19 protein-coding genes are annotated in these 19,938 nt (G+C 71.6%); 11 read left to right on the forward strand and 8 right to left on the reverse strand.

The annotated features are described in order from the left end of the window. Position 1 precedes the first annotated feature (1 nt). Together ABD299_RS09570 and ABD299_RS09575 are read left to right on the forward strand one after the other, a co-directional pair. Complete coding sequence (locus tag ABD299_RS09570; RefSeq protein WP_344260395.1) at positions 2 to 418, forward strand: carbonic anhydrase; 417 nt, start codon at positions 2 to 4, stop codon at positions 416 to 418. 162 nt (positions 419 to 580) lie between these two features. Continuing rightward, positions 581 to 850: a metal-sensitive transcriptional regulator gene (locus ABD299_RS09575; protein ID WP_344260397.1), complete on the forward strand. Its 270-nt coding sequence runs from the start codon at positions 581 to 583 to the stop codon at positions 848 to 850. Here the strand turns inward: ABD299_RS09575 and ABD299_RS09580 are convergent. Next, entirely contained in the window at positions 837 to 1,427 is a 591-nt protein-coding gene (locus tag ABD299_RS09580; RefSeq protein ID WP_344260399.1) for a tetratricopeptide repeat protein, read from the reverse strand. The genes ABD299_RS09575 and ABD299_RS09580 overlap by 14 nt on opposite strands. Before the next feature lie 47 nt (positions 1,428 to 1,474). Next, entirely contained in the window at positions 1,475 to 2,305 is an 831-nt protein-coding gene (locus ABD299_RS09585) for a class I SAM-dependent methyltransferase (protein ID WP_344260402.1), read from the reverse strand. A 204-nt stretch (positions 2,306 to 2,509) separates the two neighbouring features. Between ABD299_RS09585 and ABD299_RS09590 the strand changes: the two genes are divergently transcribed. Beyond that, positions 2,510 to 2,965, forward strand: a complete 456-nt coding sequence (locus tag ABD299_RS09590) for a tellurite resistance TerB family protein (RefSeq protein ID WP_344260404.1) — start codon at positions 2,510 to 2,512, stop codon at positions 2,963 to 2,965. A 109-nt stretch (positions 2,966 to 3,074) separates the two neighbouring features. Here the strand turns inward: ABD299_RS09590 and aspS are convergent, their stop codons facing one another. The 3 genes from aspS to ABD299_RS09605 all read right to left on the reverse strand — a co-directional run bounded on the left by aspS (position 3,075) and on the right by ABD299_RS09605 (position 6,545). Continuing rightward, positions 3,075 to 4,841, reverse strand: coding sequence for an aspartate--tRNA ligase (gene aspS, locus ABD299_RS09595; RefSeq protein ID WP_344260459.1), 1,767 nt, complete (start codon positions 4,839 to 4,841; stop codon positions 3,075 to 3,077). Positions 4,842 to 4,964: 123 nt separating this feature from the next. Next, positions 4,965 to 5,921, reverse strand: coding sequence for a pirin family protein (locus ABD299_RS09600; RefSeq protein WP_344260406.1), 957 nt, complete (start codon positions 5,919 to 5,921; stop codon positions 4,965 to 4,967). Positions 5,922 to 6,023: 102 nt separating this feature from the next. After that, positions 6,024 to 6,545, reverse strand: coding sequence for an SseB family protein (locus ABD299_RS09605; RefSeq protein ID WP_344260407.1), 522 nt, complete (start codon positions 6,543 to 6,545; stop codon positions 6,024 to 6,026). A 119-nt stretch (positions 6,546 to 6,664) separates the two neighbouring features. On the opposite strand from ABD299_RS09605, the gene ABD299_RS09610 reads away from it, so the two are divergent. From ABD299_RS09610 to ABD299_RS09620, 3 genes are all read left to right on the forward strand, one after another. Further along, complete coding sequence (locus ABD299_RS09610) at positions 6,665 to 8,491, forward strand: acyl-CoA dehydrogenase (protein WP_344260409.1); 1,827 nt, start codon at positions 6,665 to 6,667, stop codon at positions 8,489 to 8,491. Between the two features lie 85 nt (positions 8,492 to 8,576). Continuing rightward, positions 8,577 to 9,887 carry a M18 family aminopeptidase gene (locus ABD299_RS09615; RefSeq protein ID WP_344260411.1) on the forward strand — a complete coding sequence of 437 codons (1,311 nt, stop codon included), beginning with the start codon at positions 8,577 to 8,579 and terminating at the stop codon, positions 9,885 to 9,887. Positions 9,888 to 10,011: 124 nt separating this feature from the next. After that, positions 10,012 to 10,836 carry a maleylpyruvate isomerase family mycothiol-dependent enzyme gene (locus tag ABD299_RS09620; RefSeq protein ID WP_344260413.1) on the forward strand — a complete coding sequence of 275 codons (825 nt, stop codon included), beginning with the start codon at positions 10,012 to 10,014 and terminating at the stop codon, positions 10,834 to 10,836. A gap of 72 nt (positions 10,837 to 10,908) precedes the next feature. Here the strand turns inward: ABD299_RS09620 and ABD299_RS09625 are convergent, their stop codons facing one another. Next, a complete protein-coding gene (locus ABD299_RS09625; protein ID WP_344260415.1) occupies positions 10,909 to 12,564 on the reverse strand; it encodes a protein kinase domain-containing protein in 1,656 nt (551 codons plus the stop codon). 235 nt (positions 12,565 to 12,799) lie between these two features. Between ABD299_RS09625 and ABD299_RS09630 the strand changes: the two genes are divergently transcribed. Together ABD299_RS09630 and ABD299_RS09635 are read left to right on the forward strand one after the other, a co-directional pair. Continuing rightward, positions 12,800 to 14,392, forward strand: a complete 1,593-nt coding sequence (locus tag ABD299_RS09630) for a protein kinase domain-containing protein (protein ID WP_344260417.1) — start codon at positions 12,800 to 12,802, stop codon at positions 14,390 to 14,392. 59 nt (positions 14,393 to 14,451) lie between these two features. Beyond that, on the forward strand, positions 14,452 to 15,495 hold the full coding sequence (locus tag ABD299_RS09635; protein ID WP_425581292.1) for a phosphotransferase: 1,044 nt from the start codon (positions 14,452 to 14,454) through the stop codon (positions 15,493 to 15,495). Between the two features lie 9 nt (positions 15,496 to 15,504). Here the strand turns inward: ABD299_RS09635 and ABD299_RS09640 are convergent, their stop codons facing one another. After that, positions 15,505 to 16,029: a pyridoxamine 5'-phosphate oxidase family protein gene (locus tag ABD299_RS09640; protein WP_344260419.1), complete on the reverse strand. Its 525-nt coding sequence runs from the start codon at positions 16,027 to 16,029 to the stop codon at positions 15,505 to 15,507. A 121-nt stretch (positions 16,030 to 16,150) separates the two neighbouring features. Next, positions 16,151 to 16,837, reverse strand: a complete 687-nt coding sequence (locus tag ABD299_RS09645; protein ID WP_344260421.1) for a response regulator — start codon at positions 16,835 to 16,837, stop codon at positions 16,151 to 16,153. A 359-nt stretch (positions 16,838 to 17,196) separates the two neighbouring features. On the opposite strand from ABD299_RS09645, the gene pdhA reads away from it, so the two are divergent. From pdhA to ABD299_RS09660, 3 genes are all read left to right on the forward strand, one after another. Continuing rightward, entirely contained in the window at positions 17,197 to 18,354 is a 1,158-nt protein-coding gene (gene pdhA, locus ABD299_RS09650; RefSeq protein ID WP_344260423.1) for a pyruvate dehydrogenase (acetyl-transferring) E1 component subunit alpha, read from the forward strand. 1 nt (position 18,355) lies between these two features. Next, entirely contained in the window at positions 18,356 to 19,336 is a 981-nt protein-coding gene (locus tag ABD299_RS09655; RefSeq protein WP_344260425.1) for an alpha-ketoacid dehydrogenase subunit beta, read from the forward strand. 22 nt (positions 19,337 to 19,358) lie between these two features. Next, a partial coding sequence (locus tag ABD299_RS09660; protein WP_344260427.1) for a biotin/lipoyl-containing protein occupies positions 19,359 to 19,938 on the forward strand: 580 nt, incomplete at its 3' end.

Raw genomic sequence — 19,938 nt, forward strand, 5'->3', positions numbered from 1 at the left:
GGTGCCGCACCGTTTCGCGACCATGCTCACCTGTATCGACGGCCGGATCCAGGCCCCGCTCAGCGAGTGGGCGAAGTCCCACCTGGAAGTCGACTACGTCGACACCGTCACCGAGCCCGGCCCGGACTCGGCGATCGGCTCGCTCGGCGAGGAAGGGCTGGCCGCCCTGGTGGCCAAGGTCCGTGTCTCCCAGCGGGCGCACGGCAGCGGGGTCCTGGTGGTGGCCGGGCACTCGGACTGCGCCGGGAACCCGGTCGCCGACGAGGAGCACCACCGCCAGCTCCGGCAGGCCGCGACACAGCTCGCCGCCCTGCTGCCGGACCTGAGAATCATCGCGCTGCACGCGGGCCAGTGCGGTGAGGACTGCTGGCTTCCGGTCGTGGTCACCGAGATCACCCCCTCCGCCGTGACCGCCTGAGCCCGCCCGGCCGGCTGCTGCCGGCCGGTCCGGGCGCCGTCCCGGCCCCATTCCCTGTCCATCCGTGCGCACCGGCTTCCGGTGCGCACTCCCGCTTATATACCCCTAGGGGTATACTGGATATCGGACATACCGCCCCAGAGGCAACCCAAGGAGCACACCATGAAAGTTGAGCAGGAAACCACCGCGGCCGTGCTGAACCGGCTGCGCAGAGCCCAGGGCCAGCTGTCGGGCGTCATCACCATGCTGGAGGAGGGGCGCGAGTGCGAGGACGTCGTCACCCAGCTGGCAGCCGTCTCCAAGGCACTGGACCGGGCCGGGTTCAAGATCCTGGCGGGAGGGATGCGTCAGTGCCTGACCGAGGAGCAGCAGCACAACAAGCCGCCCATGAGCCAGGAGCAGCTGGAGAAGCTCTTCCTCACCCTCGCCTGACGCCCTCCCCACCCTCCCGCACCGCGCCGGCGTCCGCCGCACCGGCCTCCCGCGCCCGGCGCCGGCAGTACGCCAGCGCCTGTTCGGTGGACGCCAGCAGCTCCGGGTCCTCCTTCTCCCGCCGCAGCCACAGCGCCTCGGTCAGCAGCCGCTCCGCGGCGGCGAAGTCCCCGGCGTCCGTCCGGTGCTTGCCCATGTGCTGCAGGGCGAAGTCGGTCACCTCCGGACACCGCTCCCGGGCCAGCCACAGCGCCCGCCGGTAGCACGGCCACGCGGCGGCGAGATCGCCGCCGTAGCGGTGGGCGTCCCCCAGATTGATCAGCACGGCCACCTGCCGTCGCGGCGCGTCCTCCCCCTCGCACAGCCGCAGCGCCTCGGTCAGCAGTTCCTCTGCCTCGGCCAGCTCGCGCAGCACCAAGTGCCCCACGCCTGCCCGGCGCAGCAGGCCCACCGTCACCGTCCCCGCCTTCCGGGCCTCCGCCACCTCCCGGTCGAGCCCGGCCACCAGCTCCCGGTAACGCCCGGGATCCGCCGGTACCATCCGCTGCTCCGCGTCGAAGACCGCGCCCTCGCCCACTGTTCCTCCCCTCTGCCGCGGCGCGGGCCCGCCGCGCCCGGCGGCGTCTACTCCCGGGTGACGCGCAGCTTGGACTGCCCGTGCGGGAGCTTCTCCCAGTCCTCCATGAACCGCGCGGTCAGCCCGTGCCCGCGGGCGAGCGTGACCAGCGTCTCGGTGCGGTAGTAGAAATCCTCGCGCAGCACGTGGTGCTCCCGGCCCTCGGTGCGGTCGAAGGTGAAATCGAAGAAGCCGTCCGGGGCCAGCACCCGGCCGACGTTGGCCAGACACTCGTCGATCACCTCGACGGGGGAGTGCGAGAAGACGCTGTGCGCGTGCACCACGTCGAAGTGGCCCGCCGGCAGGAAGTCGAGCTTCAGATCACCGGTGAGGGTGAGGTGCGGCAGCCTGCCCTGCAGCCCGTAGGCGGTGAGCGTCTCCTTCGCGCTGATCAGGATGTCGGGGGAGATGTCGATGCCGTAGTAGTGCCCCGGCTCCAGATGCTCGATGAACCGCCAGCCGGCCCGCAGATTGCCGCAGCCGATGTCCAGCATCCGGTGCTCGGGACGCAGACCGTGCTCGATCAGATAGTCGAACTGCATCTGCCCCAGGGCCAGCCAGCGGTCATGACTGCGGCTTCCCACGGCTGCCCGCGGGTCCCGCTCGGTGTCCGCGGCCATCACGGCACGGTAGTACGCCACGTGGTCGCCGCGGTGCTTCAGGCGCAGCCAGCCGTCCCGGGCGGTGCGCCGCAGATACGGGGTGATCCGGTCCGGATGGCGGATGGCGTAGCGGACCTTGTGCGTGAGAGCGGCCCGGTTCACGGCAAGCCGGGCGGCCTTCCGCGGCAGGGGGCGGGCGGGCTCGGGGGCGGCGGACTGTGCGGAGGTGTCCTGCATGTCGGGCTCCGGGGGTGCTGTCCGGTGGATGGCCGTCCTTCCCAGCTTGCGTCACTCTCGCACGATCCTCCGGAAGGCGCGCAGACGAACGGGTCCCCTCCCTCTCCGGACCTCGCCCCCCGGCAACTCCTCCATCCCGGAACTCACGTCCGGTACAAGGACGTTGACTGCTCGCACGGAACAACGAGCACTATGAGGAGAGCCATGTCCCTGTGGAACCGCATCAAGGACTCCACGCAGAACATGCAGTCCCAGCTGATCGCGAAGAAGAACGATCTGAAGAGCGGGGCCTTCCGGGACGCGAGCATGGCCATGTGCGCTCTGGTCTCGGCGGCCGACGGCTCGGTCGACCCCGCCGAGCGGCAGCGGGTGGCGGCACTGATCTCGACCAACGAGGTGCTGGGCAACTTCCCCGCCGATGATCTGCGGCAGCGGTTCGAGGGCTACCTGGACAAGCTGGCCGCCGACTTCGACTTCGGCAAGGTCAGCCTCATGCAGGAGATCGCCAAGGTGAAGAAGAAGCCGGCCGAGGCCCGGGCCGTGGTCCAGATCGGCATCATCATCGGCGGCGCCGACGGCGACTTCGACGACGACGAGAAGCAGGTCGTGCGCGAGGTGTGCTACGCGCTCGACCTCCCGCCGGCGGAGTTCGACCTCTGACGGGACCGGACCGGCGACGGCCCCCGCCGCGGGAACGCGAGGCGTCCCGGACGGGGGCCGTCCACGCTCCGGTGCCCGCCGTCCGGCGACGGCGGCGGGCCGGGCGGCCTCAGCCGGTCTTCGGCGGCGTGCGCAGCGAGAGGTGGAGCTCCCGCAGCCGGGCCTCGTCCACCCCGCTGGGCGCGCCCATCAGAAGGTCCTGGGCGTTGCCGTTGAGCGGGAAGGCGATGGTCTCCCGGATGTTCGGCTCGTCGGCCAGCAGCATCACGATCCGGTCGATGCCCGGCGCGATGCCGCCGTGCGGCGGGGCGCCGAAGCGGAAGGCGCGCAGCATGCCGCCGAACTCCCGCTCCACCTCCTCGGCCGAGTAGCCGGCGATGCCGAAGGCCTTGTACATGACCTCCGGCTCGTGGTTCCGGATGGCTCCGGACGACAGCTCCACGCCGTTGCAGACGATGTCGTACTGCCAGGCCAGGATGTCCAGCGGGTCCTTGTTCTCCAGGGCCTCCAGGCCGCCCTGCGGCATGGAGAACGGGTTGTGGGAGAACTCGATCGCGCCGGTGTCCGGGTTCTTCTCGAACATCGGGAAGTCCACGATCCAGCAGAACCGGAAGACGCCCTCGTCGAAGTGCCCGGCCCGCCGGGCGGCCTCCACCCGGACCGCGCCCATGACGGAGGACACCTCGTCGAACTCACCGGCGCCGAAGAAGACCGCCGTGCCGGGCCCGGCGTCCAGCGCCGACAGCAGCGCGGCGGTGTCCTCCGCGGTGAGGAACTTGGCGATCGGGCCGGTCAGCGAGGAGTCCTCGCCGACCCGCACCCAGGCCAGGCCCTTGGCGCCGTGCTCGACGGCGAACTCACCCATCTGGTCGAAGAACTTGCGCGACTGCCCGGCGGTGTCCGGCACCGCGAGGGCGCGCACGTGCTTCCCGGCGAACGCCTTGAAGCCGGAGTCCGCGAAGATCTCCGAGACGTCCACCAGCTCCAGACGGGCCCGCAGGTCCGGCTTGTCACTGCCGTACTTCAGCATCGCCTCCCGGAACGGGATGCGCGGGAAGGGCGAGGTGACGTGCCGGCCGCCGCCGAACTCCTCGAACAGGTCGGTCATCACCTTCTCGATGACCGAGAAGACGTCCTCCTGCTCGACGAAGCTCATCTCCATGTCGAGCTGGTAGAACTCGCCCGGCGAGCGGTCGGCGCGGGCGTCCTCGTCCCGGAAGCAGGGCGCGATCTGGAAGTAGCGGTCGAAGCCGGCGATCATCAGCAGCTGCTTGAACTGCTGCGGCGCCTGCGGCAGCGCGTAGAACTTGCCGGCGTGCAGCCGGGAGGGCACCAGGAAGTCCCGGGCGCCCTCGGGCGAGGTGGCCGAGAGGATCGGGGTCGCCAGCTCGTTGAAGCCCAGGGCGGACATCTTCTCCCGGATCGAGGAGATGACGGCCGAGCGCAGCATGATGTTGCGGTGCATCCGCTCCCGGCGGAGGTCCAGGAAGCGGTACTCCAGGCGCCGCTCCTCGTTGACCCCGTCGTCGGCGTTGATGGTGAAGGGGATCTGCTCGGCGCCGCCCAGCACCTCGACCTCCCCGACCTCGACCTCGATCTCGCCGGTCGGCAGCTCGGGGTTGACGTTCTCCGCGCCGCGGGCGACGACCCGGCCGTCGATCCGGACCACCGTCTCCTTGGACAGCGAGCTGAGCCGCTCGTTGGCCTCGGTGTCGGGCCGGACCACGAGCTGCACGATGCCGTAGTGGTCGCGCAGGTCGATGAAGAGGATGCCGCCCAGATTGCGCCGGTTGTGCAGCCATCCGGAGAGCCGGACATCCGTGCCGATGTTCCCGGATCGCAGCTCACCGCAGGTGTGGGACCGGTACCGATGCATCATTCATCCAAGTCGTCGGGGCAGCGCGGCCGAGAGCGGCCGAAGGGCCGTCACAGCCTACCGTCCCGCCCCGGGGCCCCGCCCGCCCGCGGCGGAGGGGCCCGACGGGTTGCCTCACGGGTCTCAGGTGTCCGTGGCCGGGGCCGTCCCCAGCCGGCCGGCCTGGAAGTCGTCGAAGGCCTTGACCAGTTCGGCGCGGCTGTTCATCACGAACGGACCGTAGTGCGCCATCGGCTCGCGGATCGGCCTGCCGCCGAGCAGGACCACCTCGAAGTTGGCGCTGCGCGAGTCCTGTGAGGCGTCGGCGCGCAGGGTCAGGGAGTCGCCGTCACCGAAGACCACCGACTGGCCCATCCGGAACGGGCGGTGTCCGGTGCCCGCCGAGCCGCTGCCCGCCAGACCGTAGGCGAGGGCGTTGAAGTCGGCGCGCCAGGGCAGCGTGAGCTCGGCGCCCGGGCTCACCGACGCGTGGATCATGGTGATCGGGGTGTGCGTGGCGCCCGGGCCGGTGTGTCCGTCGATGTCGCCGGCGATCAGCCGGAGCAGGGCGCCGCCGTCACCGGAGGCGAGCAGTTTCACCGTGCCGCCGCGGATGTCCTGGTACCTGGGCGCGATCATCTTGGCCCTGGCGGGCAGGTTCACCCAGAGCTGGAGCCCGTGGAAGAGGCCGCCGGACATGACCAGTTCCTCCGGCGGGGTCTCGATGTGCAGGAGTCCGGAGCCCGCCGTCATCCACTGGGTGTCGCCGTCGGTGATGACTCCGCCGCCGCCGTGCGAGTCCCGGTGCACGAAGGTGCCGTCGAGCAGGTAGGTGACGGTCTCGAAGCCGCGGTGCGGGTGCCACGGGGTGCCCTTCGGCTCCCCGGCCTCGTAGTCCACCTCGCCCATCTGGTCCATCATGATGAACGGGTCCAGGTAGGCGTAGTCGATGCCGGCGAAGGCCCGGCGCACCGGGAAGCCCTCGCCCTCGAAGCCTGCCGGGGCGGTGGAGACGGCGAGCACCGGCCGCGCGCCGGCGCCGGGGGCGGGTGCGGTCACCCGGGGCAGGGCGAGCGGGTTCTCCGCGGTGATGGCGGGCATGGGTCCTCCTGGGGTGGGGGGGGGTCACCGGTCGTCCAGACTAGTTGAACGGTCAACCGCCTGGAGGTCCCGATTGTTCCCGGCCGCCCGCGACGGCGATTCTCAGCCGTACATGCGGCGCATGGTGTACTCCACCATCTCCTCGACCGCCTTGGCGTCGAGCACGATCCGGTGCTCGCCCTCCATGTCGAGGGCGAAGCCGTAGCCGGTGGGCAGCAGGTCCAGCACCTCACCCCCGGTGACGGTGAAGTACCGCGACTCCTTGCCCGCGTACCGCCGCAGCTCCTTCAGCGAGGTGAAGAGCGGGATGACGGGCTCCTGGGTGGTGTTCAGGGCGAGGAACCCCGGGTTCTCGCCCCGCGGGCAGTAGATCTTCGCCGCGCAGAAGATGTCCTGGAACTCCTCGGTGGACATCGCCCCCGAGACGTACGCCCGCACCGCGTCGGCCAGCGACGGAGGCGCGGGCGGCGCCGCGGCCGGCTGCTGGGCCTGCTGCTCCGGGTACATCGGCTGCTGGCCGTACCCTGCGGGGGGCGGGGTGCCGTAGGACTGGCCCGGGTAACCGTGATGGCCTCCGTGGCCCGCCTGCTGCCCGCCGTACGAGGTCTGGTCGTAGCCGTACATGTGAGGAAGCCTACTGACTGATATCCGGGCCGTCCGGCTTGAATGTTATTACCGGCGGGTAGCATGATGGTGGTTACTTACTGGTACCTCTCTCCCACGAGCATTACGGAGTCGTCGCCATGGGGCACTACAAGTCGAATCTCCGCGACATCGAGTTCAACCTGTTCGAGGTCCTGGGCCGCGACACGGTGTACGGCACCGGTCCGTTCGAGGAGACGGACACCGACACGGCCCGCAGCGTGCTGACGGAGATCGCACGCCTGGCCGAGAACGAGCTGGCCGCTTCCTACGAGGACGGGGACCGCAACCCGCCCGTCTTCGACCCGAAGACCAACACCGCACCCCTCCCGGAATCGTTCAAGAAGAGCTACCAGGCCTACATGGACGCCGAGTGGTGGCGGCTGGGCATCGGCGAGGAGCTGGGCGGAACCGTCGCCCCGCGCTCCCTGCTGTGGGCCTTCGCCGAGACCATCCTGGGCTCGAACCCCGCCGTGTGGATGTACGCCTCCGGCCCGGCCTTCGCCGGCGTGCTGCAGGCGGAGGGCACCCCCGAGCAGCACAAGATCGCCCAGCTGATGGTGGACAAGCAGTGGGGCTCCACCATGGTGCTCACCGAGCCGGACGCCGGCTCGGACGTCGGTGCCGGCCGCACCAAGGCCGTCAAGCAGGACGACGGCAGCTGGCACATCGAGGGCGTGAAGCGCTTCATCACCTCCGGCGAGCACGACCTGTCGGACAACATCATCCACTTCGTCCTCGCCCGCCCCGAGGGCCACGGCCCGGGCACCAAGGGCCTGTCGCTGTTCGTCGTCCCGAAGTACGACTTCGACTGGGAGACCGGCGAGCTCGGCGAGCGCAACGGCGCCTACGCCACCAACGTCGAGCACAAGATGGGCCTGAAGGTCTCCAACACCTGCGAGATGACCTTCGGCGCCGAGCGTCCCGCCAAGGGCTGGCTGCTGGGCGAGAAGCACGACGGCATCCGCCAGATGTTCAAGATCATCGAGTTCGCGCGGATGATGGTCGGCACGAAGGCCATCGCCACCCTCTCCACCGGCTACCTCAACGCCCTGGAGTACGCCAAGGAGCGCGTCCAGGGTGCGGACCTCACCCAGTTCGCCGACAAGAGCGCCCCGCGCGTCACCATCACCCACCACCCGGACGTGCGCCGCTCGCTCATGCTGCAGAAGGCGTACGCCGAGGGCATGCGCGCCCTGGTGCTCTACACCGCCGCCGTGCAGGACGAGGTGCTGATCAAGGAGGCCGCCGGCGAGGACGCCTCCGCCGCCGAGGCGCTCAACGACCTGCTGCTGCCGATCGTCAAGGGCTACGGCTCGGAGCGCTCCTACGAGCAGCTCGCCCAGTCCCTGCAGACCCTGGGCGGCTCCGGATACCTCCAGGAGTACCCGCTGGAGCAGTACATCCGGGACGCCAAGATCGACACCCTCTACGAGGGCACCACCGCGATCCAGGGCATGGACTTCTTCTTCCGGAAGATCGTCCGCAACCAGGGCCAGGCACTGACCTCACTGTCGGAGGAGATCAAGAAGTTCCTGGCCGAGGCGCCCGGCGGCGAGGAGCTGACCGCCGCCCGGGACCAGCTGCAGACCGCGGCAGCCGAGCTGGAGTCGATGGTCGGCACCATGCTGACCGACCTCGCGGCCACCGAGAAGGACGTGAAGTCCCTCTACAAGGTCGGGCTGAACACCACCTCCTTCCTGATGGCGGCCGGTGACCTCGTGGTCGGCTACCTGCTGCTGAAGGGCGCGGCGGTCGCCGCCGGGAAGCTGCCCGCCGCCTCCGGCAAGGACGTGCCGTTCTACACCGGGAAGATCGCCGCGGCGAAGTTCTTCGCGGCCAACGTGCTGCCGAACGTCGCGGTGGCCCGCGCCAACGCCGAGAACGCCGACCTTTCGATCATGGAGCTGGACGAGGCGGCCTTCTGACCCCTCCCGCTCCGGCACCGTCCCGCACCGCGCCGACGGGCGCCCGGCCGGGCCCCGGCCCCGCGCTGTTCGTATCCTGAGACATATGACAGCCGCCTCCGCCGCCCAGCCCCCGGCCGCCCGCTTCGACCGGTCCCACACCGACGACCTGATGGCCTACCTGGCCGCCTCGCCGTCGCCCTTCCACGCGGTCGAGAACGCCGCGCGGCGCCTGGAGAAGGCGGGCTTCCGGCAGGCGGAGGAGACCGCGGCCTGGGACGGCTCGCACGGCGGCCGGTACGTGGTGCGCGGGGGAGCGCTCATCGCCTGGTACGTGCCGCGGGGAGCGGAGCCCGCGACCCCCTTCCGTATCGTGGGGGCGCACACCGACTCGCCCAACCTCCGGGTCAAGCCGGTGCCCGATACCGGGCGGCACGGCTGGAAGCAGATCGCCGTGGAGATCTACGGCGGCACCCTGCTCAACACCTGGCTCGACCGCGACCTGGGGCTCTCCGGGCGGCTGTCCCTGCGCGACGGCACCGACGCGCTGGTGCACGTGGACCGGCCGCTGCTGCGCGTGCCGCAGCTGGCCATCCACCTGGACCGGCAGGCCAACGACGGCCTCAAGCTCGACCGTCAGCAGCACATGACGCCGCTGTGGGGCCTGGGCGCCCCGCGCGAAGGCGAGCTGATCGAGTTCCTGGCCGGCGAGGCCGGGGTGCCGGCCTCCGAGGTGGCCGGCTGGGACCTGATGGTGCACAGTGTGGAGCCGCCGGCCTACCTGGGCCGGGACCGCGAGCTGGTGGCGGGGCCACGGATGGACAACCTGCTGTCCGTGCACGCCGGGACGGCCGCGCTGGCCGCCGCCGCCTCGGCGGACCCCTCCTTCATCCCGGTGCTGGCCGCCTTCGACCACGAGGAGAACGGCAGCCAGGCCGACACCGGGGCCGAGGGCCCGCTGCTGGGCACCGTGCTGGACCGCTCGGTGTACGCCCGCGGGGGCGGCCACGAGGACCGCGCCAGGGCCTGGGCGGGCACCGTCTGCCTGTCCTCCGACACCGGGCACGCCGTGCACCCGAACTACGCCGAGCGGCACGACCCCGGCCACCATCCGGTCGCCGGGGACGGGCCCATCCTCAAGGTGAACGTCAACCAGCGGTACGCCACCGACGGCCGCGGCCGCGCGATCTTCGCGGGCGCCTGCGAGCGGGCGGGCGTGCCCTGGCAGAGCTTCGTCTCCCACAACGCCATGCCCTGCGGCACCACGATCGGGCCGATCACCGCCGCCCGGCACGGCATCACGACCGTGGACATCGGCGTCGCCATCCTGTCGATGCACTCCGCGCGCGAGCTGTGCGGGGCGAGCGACCCCCATCACCTGGCGAACGCGCTGGCCGCCTTTCTGACCGAGGAGTAACAGGCGCGTCGATCGGACGTGTCCGGGCCCCCTAGGATCTGAACCTCAGAAACCATTCACCGGCCGCCCCGCGCGGCGTAACGTGTGAGCACCCACCCAGCGACGAACCGCCATGAGGGGTCCCGTGACCGAGCACCCGAGCCTTCAGCCGTCCATCGACGCCTGGACCCAGTCCATCGAGGCGATATCCGAGCTCGTCTCCTCGCTGGTGGAGGGCGAATGGAACCGCCCCACCGATTGCCCGGGCTGGTCGGTGCGCGACGTCGTCTCGCATGTGATCGGCCTGGAGTGCGAGGCGCTGGGCGACCCGCGTCCGATCCATACCCTGCCGCGTGACCTCTACCACATCACGGACGAGCTCAGCCGGTACATGGAGGTCCAGGTCGACGTCCGGCGTCACCACACCGGCCCGGAGATGACCGCCGAGCTGGAGTACACGATCATCCGGCGCCGTCGGCATCTGCGGAACGACAAGCGCAAGCCGGACGCGCAGATCACCCATCCGGCCCTGGGGCAGTTCTCCCTGGAGGACTTCCTGCGCCTGCGGGCCTTCGACGTGTGGGTGCACGAGCAGGACCTGCGCCGGGCGCTGAACCGTCCCGGCAACCTGGACTCCCCGGCGGCACTGATCGCCCGCGACATCCTGCTGAAGGGGCTGCCCAAGGTCGTCGCGAAGGACGCCGGGGCACCGAAGAAGTCCGCCGTGGTGTTCGACGTGAGCGGCCCGGTGGAGTTCCTCCGCACGGTGCGGGTGGACGAGGACGGCAAGGGCTCGGTCAGCAACAGCCCGTCGCTGGGCCCCGAGGTCACCTTCGTCCTGGACTGGGAGACCTACGTCCGGCTGGCCTGCGGGCGCGTGAAGCCGCGGAAGGTCGCCGACAAGGTCAAGACCGAAGGTGACGAGGATCTGGCCGCGCGCATCCTGGCCAACTTCGCGGTCACTCCCTGAGCCCGCTTCCGCGCTGATCCCGCTCCCCGGGCGCGACCGCGCCCGGCGCGGGGGCGGCCGCGGCGCGGCCGTTCAGCGGGTGGGTTCCTTGCCGGTGGAGATGACGAGCTCGATCTTGTCGTTCTCCGGGTCGAAGGGCTCGTACCGCTTCGGTGACTGGTCGACGACCATGCCGTCGCCCCGGAGCACCTCGTCCACGAGCGTCTCGGAGTCCAGGACCCAGCCGGCCTGCCGCATGCACTCCTTCACCGACACGTAGTGCAGGTTGTAGAAGTCCGGCATGTTGACGGCGCCGGGGTACTCGTCCTGGTCATAGTAGTCCCGGGCGTTGGTGCACTCGGTGGGCTCGATGGTCTTGTCCGGGTCGCCCTCCTTGTACCGGGGCTCCTTCTCCTTCTCCTTCTCCTCACCGCCCGCCGTGCCCTCGTCGGCCCCCTCGTCCGCGCCCTCCGTGCCGCCGTCCGGGTCCGTCTGCCCGCCCGCGGCGCCGCTGCCCCCGGAGTCGTCGTCCTTGTTCGCCAGGACGTACGCGGTGACGCCGCCACCGATCAGCACAGCCGCCAGCGCCACCGCCGCCACCAGCACCGAGGTGTTCTTCTTCCGGCCGCCCCCGGGGGCGCCGGCCGCGGCCGGGGGCACGGTGTAGGGCGGAGGCGTGTGCAGTCCCTGCTGGGGCGCGGCCGGCGGGTGCGGATACCCGTAGGAGGGCGCCTGCGGAGCGTACGGCGACTGCGGCGCGCCCGGGGGCGGGGTCGCCGCGCCGAACTGGGGGAAGACCGCCTGGGAGACCGCGGCCCCGCTGGGCCCCGGGGCGGCCCCGGTGATCTGCGGGGCGGCCCCGGTCAGCGTGCCGGCGACCCGCTCGCACTCGGCCCGCAGCGACTCGGCGTCCGGGAACCGCTCGTTCGGGTTCTTCCTCAGCATCCGCGCGACCAGCGCGTCCACCGCCGCAGGCACCGCCGCGTTGATCGAGGAAGGCGCCGGCGGCTCCTCCTGGACGTGCGCGTAGGCGATGGCCAGCGGGGAGTCGGCGTCGAACGGCAGCCGCCCGGTGAGCAGCTCGAAGAGCATGATGCCCACCGAGTACAGGTCGCTGCGGGCGTCCACGCCCCGGCCCAGCGCCTGCTCGGGGGAGAGGTACTGAGGGGTGCCGACCACCATGCCGGTCTGCGTCATGGCGGTGACCCCGGACTGCATCGCCCGGGCGATGCCGAAGTCCATGACCTTGACCACCCCGCGCCGGGTGATCATCACGTTGCCCGGCTTGATGTCCCGGTGCACCAGCCCCATCTCGTGCGAGATGTCCAGCGCCGCCAGCACGTCCTGGGTGATCTTCAGCGCCTTGTCCGCCGGCATCGCGCCGTGCCGGGCGATGTCCTCGTCCAGGACGCCGCGCAGCGGCCGGCCGTCCACGTACTCCATGACGATGTACGGCACCGGCGCGCCGTCGATGACGTCCTCGCCGGTGTCGAAGACCGACACGATATTGGTGTGGGTCAGCTTCGCCACGGACTGCGCCTCGCGCTTGAAGCGCTCGCGGAAGGACTCCTCGCGGCCCAGGTCGCCGTGCATCGTCTTGACCGCGACCTGCCGGTCCAGCACCGTGTCGTAGGCCAGGTGGACCGAGGCCATACCCCCCGTGCCGAGCAGTTCGCGCAGCTGGTAGCGTCCGCCGCCCACCGATTTCCCGGTGTGGTCAGCCGGCTGCTGCCCGGCGTGATCACTCATCTGACTGCTCCCCCTCGGCGGCGACTGTGGGTTACCAGCGCCAAGTCTGCCCCAGCCCCCCTGCACGTCAAGCCGCTTGTCCGTTCCGTGACCGGATGCACCGGGCACCGTGACGCCTTCGTCACGGACGCCCCGCGCGGCCCCGCGCGGCCCCGCGCGGCCTTGGTCAACTTGTCAGCCGGGTCCGGGAACATGGTTTGATGGAACGGCGATACGGCGACAACGGCGAGGACTGATGGCACAGGAGCGAGGCGCTGCGGGCTCCGGCGCGGAAGAGCCCGGGGCGACCGGCGGCGACCTGCCCGACTCGCCCGAACTGTGGGGCAACCGCGGGCTGGTGGGCGACGGCCGGTACCGCCTGACGCACCGGCTCGGCCGGGGCGGCATGGCCGAGGTGTTCGCCGCCGAGGACGTGCGGCTCGGCCGCATCGTGGCGGTGAAGCTGCTGCGCTCCGATCTTGCCGAGGACCCGGTCTCCAAGGCCCGGTTCACCCGGGAGGCGCAGTCCGTCGCCGGGCTCAACCACCACGCCGTGGTGGCCGTCTACGACAGCGGCGAGGAGACGGTCGGCGGCAACGTCGTGCCGTACATGGTGATGGAGCTGGTCGACGGCCGCACCATCCGTGAGCTGCTCAACGAGTCCGAGGCCCCCTCCGTCGAGCAGGCCCTGGTGATCGTCTCGGGGGTGCTGGAGGCGCTGGCCTACAGCCACCAGCACGGCATCGTGCACCGGGACATCAAGCCCGCCAACGTGATCATCACCGACACCGGCTCGGTGAAGGTCATGGACTTCGGCATCGCCCGCGCGCTGCACGGCGCCGCGAGCACCATGACCCAGACCGGCATGGTGATGGGCACCCCTCAGTACCTCTCCCCCGAGCAGGCGCTGGGCAAGGCCATCGACACCCGCAGCGACCTGTACGCGGTCGGCTGCCTGCTGTACGAGCTGCTGGCGCTGCGCCCGCCCTTCACCGGCGAGACCCCGCTGTCCGTGGTCTACCAGCACGTTCAGGACACCCCGCGGCTGCCGTCGGAGGTCTCCAGCTCCCCGCCGGAGCTCGACGGCATGGTGATGCGGTCGCTGGCCAAGGAGCCGGACGACCGCTTCCAGTCCGCCGAGGAGATGCGCGGACTGGTGCAGTACGCGCTGCGGATGCTGGAGGAGCACGGCAGCCACACCAACGGCCTGTGGAACACCGGCGCGGTCGCCGCCGGCGGCACCCCGCCGATGGGCACCCGGGCCATGGCGGCCTCCGACGCGCCCACCGGGCAGCTCGGCCCGCCGCTGCTGCTCGGCCACCCCGGCGACGACGGCGAGGGCACCGGGGGCGGCGCCGGCGGCAAGCGCCGGATGGCGCTGATCGGCGTGGTCGCGCTGCTGCTGATCGTCGGCACCACCGTGCTGGCACTGACCCTGCGCGGGGACGGCGACGACGGCCCCGGCGAGAACCCGGGCCCCGCCCCCTCCGAGGTGGACGACCCGGCGGACGACGAGGAGGAGCCGGCGGAGCCGGCGGAGACCGACGAGGGCACCGAGCCCCCGTGGACGCCCGGCTACTCCGAGAGCCACCCGCCCCAGCAGGGCGACTCCGGCGGCGGCTGGGGCTCCGAGCCCCCCGAGACCGGGACGGGCGAGCCGACCGAGACGGAGACCGGCACCGGCCAGGACGGCGGCAGCGAGGGCGACCAGGGCGGGGACGACGGCGACCCCGGCGGCGAGCCCAGTGACCCGGGTGGTGACACCGGCGAGACAGGCGCCGACCAGGGCGGGGAGCCGGGCGGCGCCAACCAGGGGGCCACCGACGGCACCGAAGGCGCGGCCGGCTGATACCACAGCCTCTCCACCCTCCGCAAGCTCTCGGAGTCAGCGCTTCGTAGTGATCTACGATGCGGCCCGTGCAAGCCCCGCTCGCGCCGCTTCCTGAGCGCACCCTCAGCACCCTCATGCTCCGCTTCGCCGCAGGCGACCCCCTCACCTGCCAGCCACTGTCCCAGGGGCTGCTCAACCGGGGGTACCGGCTGACCACCACCCGGGGCCGCTTCTTCCTGAAACAGCACCTGGACGACCCGCAGGCCGTGACGCCCGTCGTCCGCCGACACCGGGCCACCGCGGCCCTGGCCGGACTCGGGCTGCCCGTCACGCCTCCGGTGGCCGCCCCGGACGGGCGGACCGTCACCTTCGTCGGAGGCCGCTGCTACGCCCTGCACCCCTGGGTGGAGGGCCACCACCGCAGCGGCCGCGAACTGGGGCTTTCCCAGTGCCGGCGGCTGGGCACACTGCTGGGCGAAGTGCACCGCGGGCTGGAGCGCGTCATACCGCTGCCGTCCGGTGACCGCGACGCCGCGCGCTGTTCCGCGTCCCCCGAGGACACCCGCGCGCTCATCGACCGGCTGCTCGCCCGCGTCCGCGCCCGGCGCCGCCGGGACGGCTTCGACGAACTGGCCGAGCACCGGCTGACCGAGCGGCACCGGATACTGCGCGAGTACGCCCACCTCCGGCCGCGGCACGGCGAGGTGCCCTCGGCGGGCTGGGTGCACGGCGACTTCCACCCGCTCAACCTGCTGTACCGGGACGGGGGCCCGGTCGACCCGGTGGCCATCATCGACTGGGACCGGCTGGCCGTGCAGCCGCGTGCCGAGGAAGCGGTGCGCGCCGCCGCGATCTTCTTCCTGCGCCCGGACGGCGGGCTGGAGCTGGAGAAGGTACGCGCCTACTCCCGCGCCTACCGCGAGAGCGCGAGGGCTCCGGAGTCCGAGCTGGCCGCCGCGGTGCACCGGGTGTGGTGGGAACGGCTGAACGACTTCTGGATGCTGCGCTGGCGCTACGAGCTGCGCGACGGGCGGCCCGATCCGCAGTTTCCCGCGGCCTCCGCCCTGGTGGTGTGGTGGACCCGGCACTCCGCCGCGGTCCGGGACGCCTTCTGCGACTGATCCGCCGGGTCAGCGGCGGGGGCGGGCCACGGGTGCTGCGGCCGGTGGCCTCGGGTGCGACGCCGGGACCGCCGACGGGTTCCGGCCGGTCTCCGCCGCGGACGGTTCCTCCGACGGGCCGTCCCGCTGCACGACGGCCAGCCGGGGGATCAGCCGCAGGTAGAGGGTGCCCTCGCCGGACCCGCCGTCCCCCGGGGCCGCGAGGGCGGACCGCTCCTGTTCGGTGACCACCGCGAGGGAGACCTCGCCCACGAGCTGGGCGCTCCAGTACCCGGGCGAGCCGGGCTCCGCGGCGTCCTTCCCCGGGGAGCCGTGACTGTTGGCCTCGTAGGCCAGCACGGTTCCGTCCAGCCGAGCGGGGTCGATCCGTCCCGCGGGGAAACGCAGCAGCAGTCCGTCTCCGGTGACGAGGTGGCGCGCGGGGAGGATGTGGGGCATCGCCTGCCAGGTGACCGCAGCGCGGCCGTAGGGGGTGCCTGCCAGGAGCCGGAGGGCCGGCTTCAGCTGGTCTCGGGTGAGGGTCGCGGCGGTCATGTTCCCAGGCTGCCCCGCGTTTCCCCGCTCCGGGATGGTGTAAAGGTCCCCGGAGACGGGTCAATGGTCCCGGCGGGCCGGTCCCATCCGGGCCAGTGCGGACCGTCGCTCCCCGTGACCGCTACTGCCCGGGCCCGCCCTCGTGCTGCTGCCGGCCACGCTCGGCCCGCATCCGGGCCACATAGGCCGCGGCCTGCGAGCGGCGTTCCATTCCGAGCTTGGAGAGCAGGCTGGAGACGTAGTTCTTGATCGTCTTCTCGGCCAGGTTCAGCTGCTCGCCGATCGCCCGGTTGGTCAGCCCTTCGCCGATCAGATCGAGAATGCGGCGTTCCTGGTCGGTGAGGTGGGCAAGGCGGTCGTCCTCCTGGGACGTGCCGCTGCGCAGCCGCTCCAGCACCCGCTGGGTGGCCACCTGGTCGAGCAGGGACTTGCCGGCCGCGACGTCCCGGACGGCCGAGAGCAGGTCCGTGCCGCGGATGGCCTTCAGAACGTACCCGGAGGCCCCGGCCATGATCGCGTCGAACAGGGCCTCGTCGTCCGAGAACGAGGTCAGCATGAGGCACTGGACGGATTCGTCGCGGGAGCGGATCTCCCGGCACACCTCCACCCCGCTGCCGTCGGGCAGCCGGACGTCGAGCAGCGCCACGTCGGGCCGGACGGCGGGGATGCGCAGCAGGGCGTCCGCGGCCGTGCCCGCCTCGCCGACGACCTCGATGTCCGGCTCCATCGAGAGCATCTCGTGCACACCGCGCCGCACGACCTCGTGGTCGTCCAGGAGGAATACTCTGATCTGTCCCTCTTCGGCCATATTGTCCAGTCTTTCATAACGACTGTTCTTCCGCTCTTCCCCGGGACACCCTCCCGGGATAACGTGCGGATGTCCTGACTGCTTGCCAGGCTGTGACCAGACGTTCCCGCTCGACGGCTTTCCCCAGTTGCTTGGATGTCCAAGTAAAACCGCAGGTCAGGAAGGTTCGCCGGAGCGCGGAGGTCTGGGTAACGTGGCCTGGAGCGAGCCGTCAAGCCGGACACCAGTCACCGCTCGGTACCATCCGCCGCACCCACCCCGTGCGGCGGAAGACGCCGGGCGAGCCTCCCCCCTGCACCGCGCAGGGGGACCCCCCAGGCCCCGGCGACCCCGGCGGCCGGACCGACGGAGGAGCACACGTGACCGTGGAGAGCACTGCCGCGCGCAGCAAGCCGCGCCGCAGCGGCGGCAAGCGCGCTACGAAGAAGACGGCGGCTGCCGCCCGGCAACCGGAGATGGTGCAGCTGCTGACGCCGGAAGGGGAGCGGGTCGAGCACCCCGAGTACTCGATCGACGTCTCCGCCGAGCAGCTGCGCGACCTGTACCGGGACATGGTCCTGACCAGGCGCTTCGATGCCGAGGCGACGGCCCTGCAGCGGCAGGGCGAGCTGGGCCTGTGGCCCTCCCTGCTGGGCCAGGAGGCCGCACAGATCGGGTCCGGGCGGGCCCTGCGGGAAGACGACTACGTCTTCCCCACCTACCGTGAGCACGGCGTCGCCTGGTGCCGCGGGGTGGACCCGACGCTGCTGCTGGGCATGTTCCGGGGGGTGAACAACGGCGGCTGGGACCCGACCGGCAACAACTTCCACCTCTACACCATCGTGATCGGCTCCCAGGCCCTGCACGCCACGGGCTACGCGATGGGCGTGGCCAAGGACGGCGCGGACTCCGCCGTCGTCGCCTACTTCGGTGACGGCGCCTCCAGCCAGGGCGACGTGGCGGAGGCCTTCACCTTCGCCGCCGTCTACAACGCCCCGGTCGTCTTCTTCTGCCAGAACAACCAGTGGGCGATCTCCGAGCCCACCGAGCGCCAGACCCGAGTGCCGCTCTACCAGCGCGCCCAGGGCTACGGCTTCCCGGGCGTCCGGGTGGACGGCAACGACGTGCTGGCGGTGCTCGCCGTCACCCGCGCCGCCGTGGAGCGCGCCCGGACCGGCCAGGGCCCGATGCTGGTCGAGGCGTTCACCTACCGGATGGGCGCCCACACCACCTCCGACGACCCCACCCGCTACCGCCGCGAGGAGGAGCGGGAGTCCTGGGAGGCCAAGGACCCGATCCTGCGGCTGCGGACGCACCTGGAGAAGGAATCGCTGGCCGACGCGGACTTCTTCACCGCCCTTGACGAGGAGAGCGACACGCTGGCCCGGCGGGTGCGCGAGAGCATCCGCACGATGCCGGATCCGGACAACATGGCGATGTTCGAGAACATCTACGTCGACGGGCACGCGCTGGTCGACGAGGAGCGGGCCGGTTACGAGGCGTACCAGGCTTCCTTCGCGGACGAGGAGGGCAACTGACATGGCGGTGCAGAAGATGCCGATCGCCAAGGCGTTGAACTCCGCGCTGCGCGATTCGCTGGATGCCGACCCGAAGGTTCTCGTGATGGGCGAGGACGTCGGCAAGCTGGGCGGGGTGTTCCGGATCACCGACGGTCTGCAGAAGGACTTCGGTGAGGAGCGGGTGATCGACACCCCGCTGGCGGAATCGGGGATCATCGGCACGGCGATCGGTCTGGCGCTGCGCGGGTACCGGCCGGTGGCGGAGATCCAGTTCGACGGGTTCGTGTTCCCGGCCTACGACCAGATCGTCACGCAGCTGGCGAAGATGCACGCGCGGGCGCTGGGCAAGGTCCGGCTGCCGGTGGTCATCCGCATCCCCTACGCCGGCGGGATCGGCGCGGTGGAGCACCACAGCGAGTCGCCGGAGGCGCTGTTCGCGCACGTGGCGGGGCTCAAGTGCGTGTCGCCGTCGAACGCGGCGGACGCGTACTGGATGCTGCGGCAGGCCATCGAGTGCGACGACCCGGTGATCTTCTTCGAGCCGAAGTCCCGGTACTGGGACAAGGGCGAGGTCGACACCGCGGGGATTCCCGGTCCGCTGCACGCGGCGCGGGTGGTGCGCGAGGGAACGGATCTGACGCTGGCGGCCTACGGCCCGACGGTGCGCACCGCGCTGCAGGTGGCCGAGGCGGCCGCGGAGGAGGGCCGGTCGCTGGAGGTGCTGGATCTGCGGACGATCTCGCCGCTGGACTTCGACGCGATCCAGCGGTCGGTGGAGAGGACCGGGCGGCTGGTGGTGGTGCACGAGGCGCCGGTGTTCTTCGGCAGCGGTGCGGAGATCGCCGCGCGGATCACCGAGCGGTGTTTCTACCACCTGGAGGCTCCGGTGCTGCGGGTGGGCGGCTTCCACGCCCCGTACCCGCCGGCGCGGCTGGAGGAGGAGTACCTGCCGAACCTGGACCGGGTGCTGGACGCCGTCGACCGCGCGCTGGCGTACTGAGAGGCTGAGGAGAGTCGTGACGATGGCTGCTGCAGCACAGCGCTACCGCGAGTTCAAGATGCCCGATGTGGGCGAGGGGCTGACCGAGGCCGAGATTCTGGCCTGGCACGTCAAGCCCGGGGACACGGTGACCGACGGCCAGATGGTGGTGGAGGTCGAGACCGCCAAGGCGGCGGTGGAGCTTCCGATCCCCTACGACGGCACCGTGCGTGAGCTGCTGTTCGAGGAGGGTGCCACGGTCGATGTCGGCACCCCGATCATCACCGTGGACACCGCCCCCGGTGCCGGCGAGGAGGCCCCCGCCGGCACCGGAGGCGCGGCCGGCGCAGCGGAGCCCGAGGGGGCCGCCGGGGAGGGCGGCGGCAAGCGCGAGCCGGTCCTGGTCGGCTACGGGGTGTCCACCGCCTCCACCAAGCGCCGCGCGAAGAAGGTGCCCGCCGGCGCCGGTGCCCGGACCGGTGCGGACGCCGGGGTCGGCGGTCCGGCCACCGACAGCGGAGCCGTCACCGGGGAGCCCGCCGCCGGGCCGGGCACCGCGGTGGCCGGCGGCACCGGCCGCGCCGGTGGACCCGGCCCGCAGGCGCACGCCCCGGCGGCCGCGG

It is taken from the genome of Streptomyces sodiiphilus (genome assembly GCF_039529215.1).
In the GTDB taxonomy this organism is placed as follows: Bacteria; Actinomycetota; Actinomycetes; order Streptomycetales; family Streptomycetaceae; genus Streptomyces; species Streptomyces sodiiphilus.

What these genes read in the sequence shown, in the direction of transcription:
- ABD299_RS09575 (WP_344260397.1), top strand. Translation starts at nt 581, where the DNA reads ATGAAAGTTGAGCAGGAAACCACCGCGGCCGTGCTGAACCGGCTGCGC.
- ABD299_RS09585 (WP_344260402.1), bottom strand. Translation starts at nt 2,305, where the DNA reads ATGCAGGACACCTCCGCACAGTCCGCCGCCCCCGAGCCCGCCCGCCCC.
- ABD299_RS09590 (WP_344260404.1), top strand. Translation starts at nt 2,510, where the DNA reads ATGTCCCTGTGGAACCGCATCAAGGACTCCACGCAGAACATGCAGTCC.
- aspS (WP_344260459.1), bottom strand. Translation starts at nt 4,841, where the DNA reads ATGCATCGGTACCGGTCCCACACCTGCGGTGAGCTGCGATCCGGGAAC.
- ABD299_RS09600 (WP_344260406.1), bottom strand. Translation starts at nt 5,921, where the DNA reads ATGCCCGCCATCACCGCGGAGAACCCGCTCGCCCTGCCCCGGGTGACC.
- ABD299_RS09605 (WP_344260407.1), bottom strand. Translation starts at nt 6,545, where the DNA reads ATGTACGGCTACGACCAGACCTCGTACGGCGGGCAGCAGGCGGGCCAC.
- ABD299_RS09610 (WP_344260409.1), top strand. Translation starts at nt 6,665, where the DNA reads ATGGGGCACTACAAGTCGAATCTCCGCGACATCGAGTTCAACCTGTTC.
- ABD299_RS09615 (WP_344260411.1), top strand. Translation starts at nt 8,577, where the DNA reads ATGACAGCCGCCTCCGCCGCCCAGCCCCCGGCCGCCCGCTTCGACCGG.
- ABD299_RS09625 (WP_344260415.1), bottom strand. Translation starts at nt 12,564, where the DNA reads ATGAGTGATCACGCCGGGCAGCAGCCGGCTGACCACACCGGGAAATCG.
- ABD299_RS09630 (WP_344260417.1), top strand. Translation starts at nt 12,800, where the DNA reads ATGGCACAGGAGCGAGGCGCTGCGGGCTCCGGCGCGGAAGAGCCCGGG.
- ABD299_RS09635 (WP_425581292.1), top strand. Translation starts at nt 14,452, where the DNA reads ATGCGGCCCGTGCAAGCCCCGCTCGCGCCGCTTCCTGAGCGCACCCTC.
- ABD299_RS09640 (WP_344260419.1), bottom strand. Translation starts at nt 16,029, where the DNA reads ATGACCGCCGCGACCCTCACCCGAGACCAGCTGAAGCCGGCCCTCCGG.
- ABD299_RS09645 (WP_344260421.1), bottom strand. Translation starts at nt 16,837, where the DNA reads ATGGCCGAAGAGGGACAGATCAGAGTATTCCTCCTGGACGACCACGAG.
- ABD299_RS09655 (WP_344260425.1), top strand. Translation starts at nt 18,356, where the DNA reads ATGGCGGTGCAGAAGATGCCGATCGCCAAGGCGTTGAACTCCGCGCTG.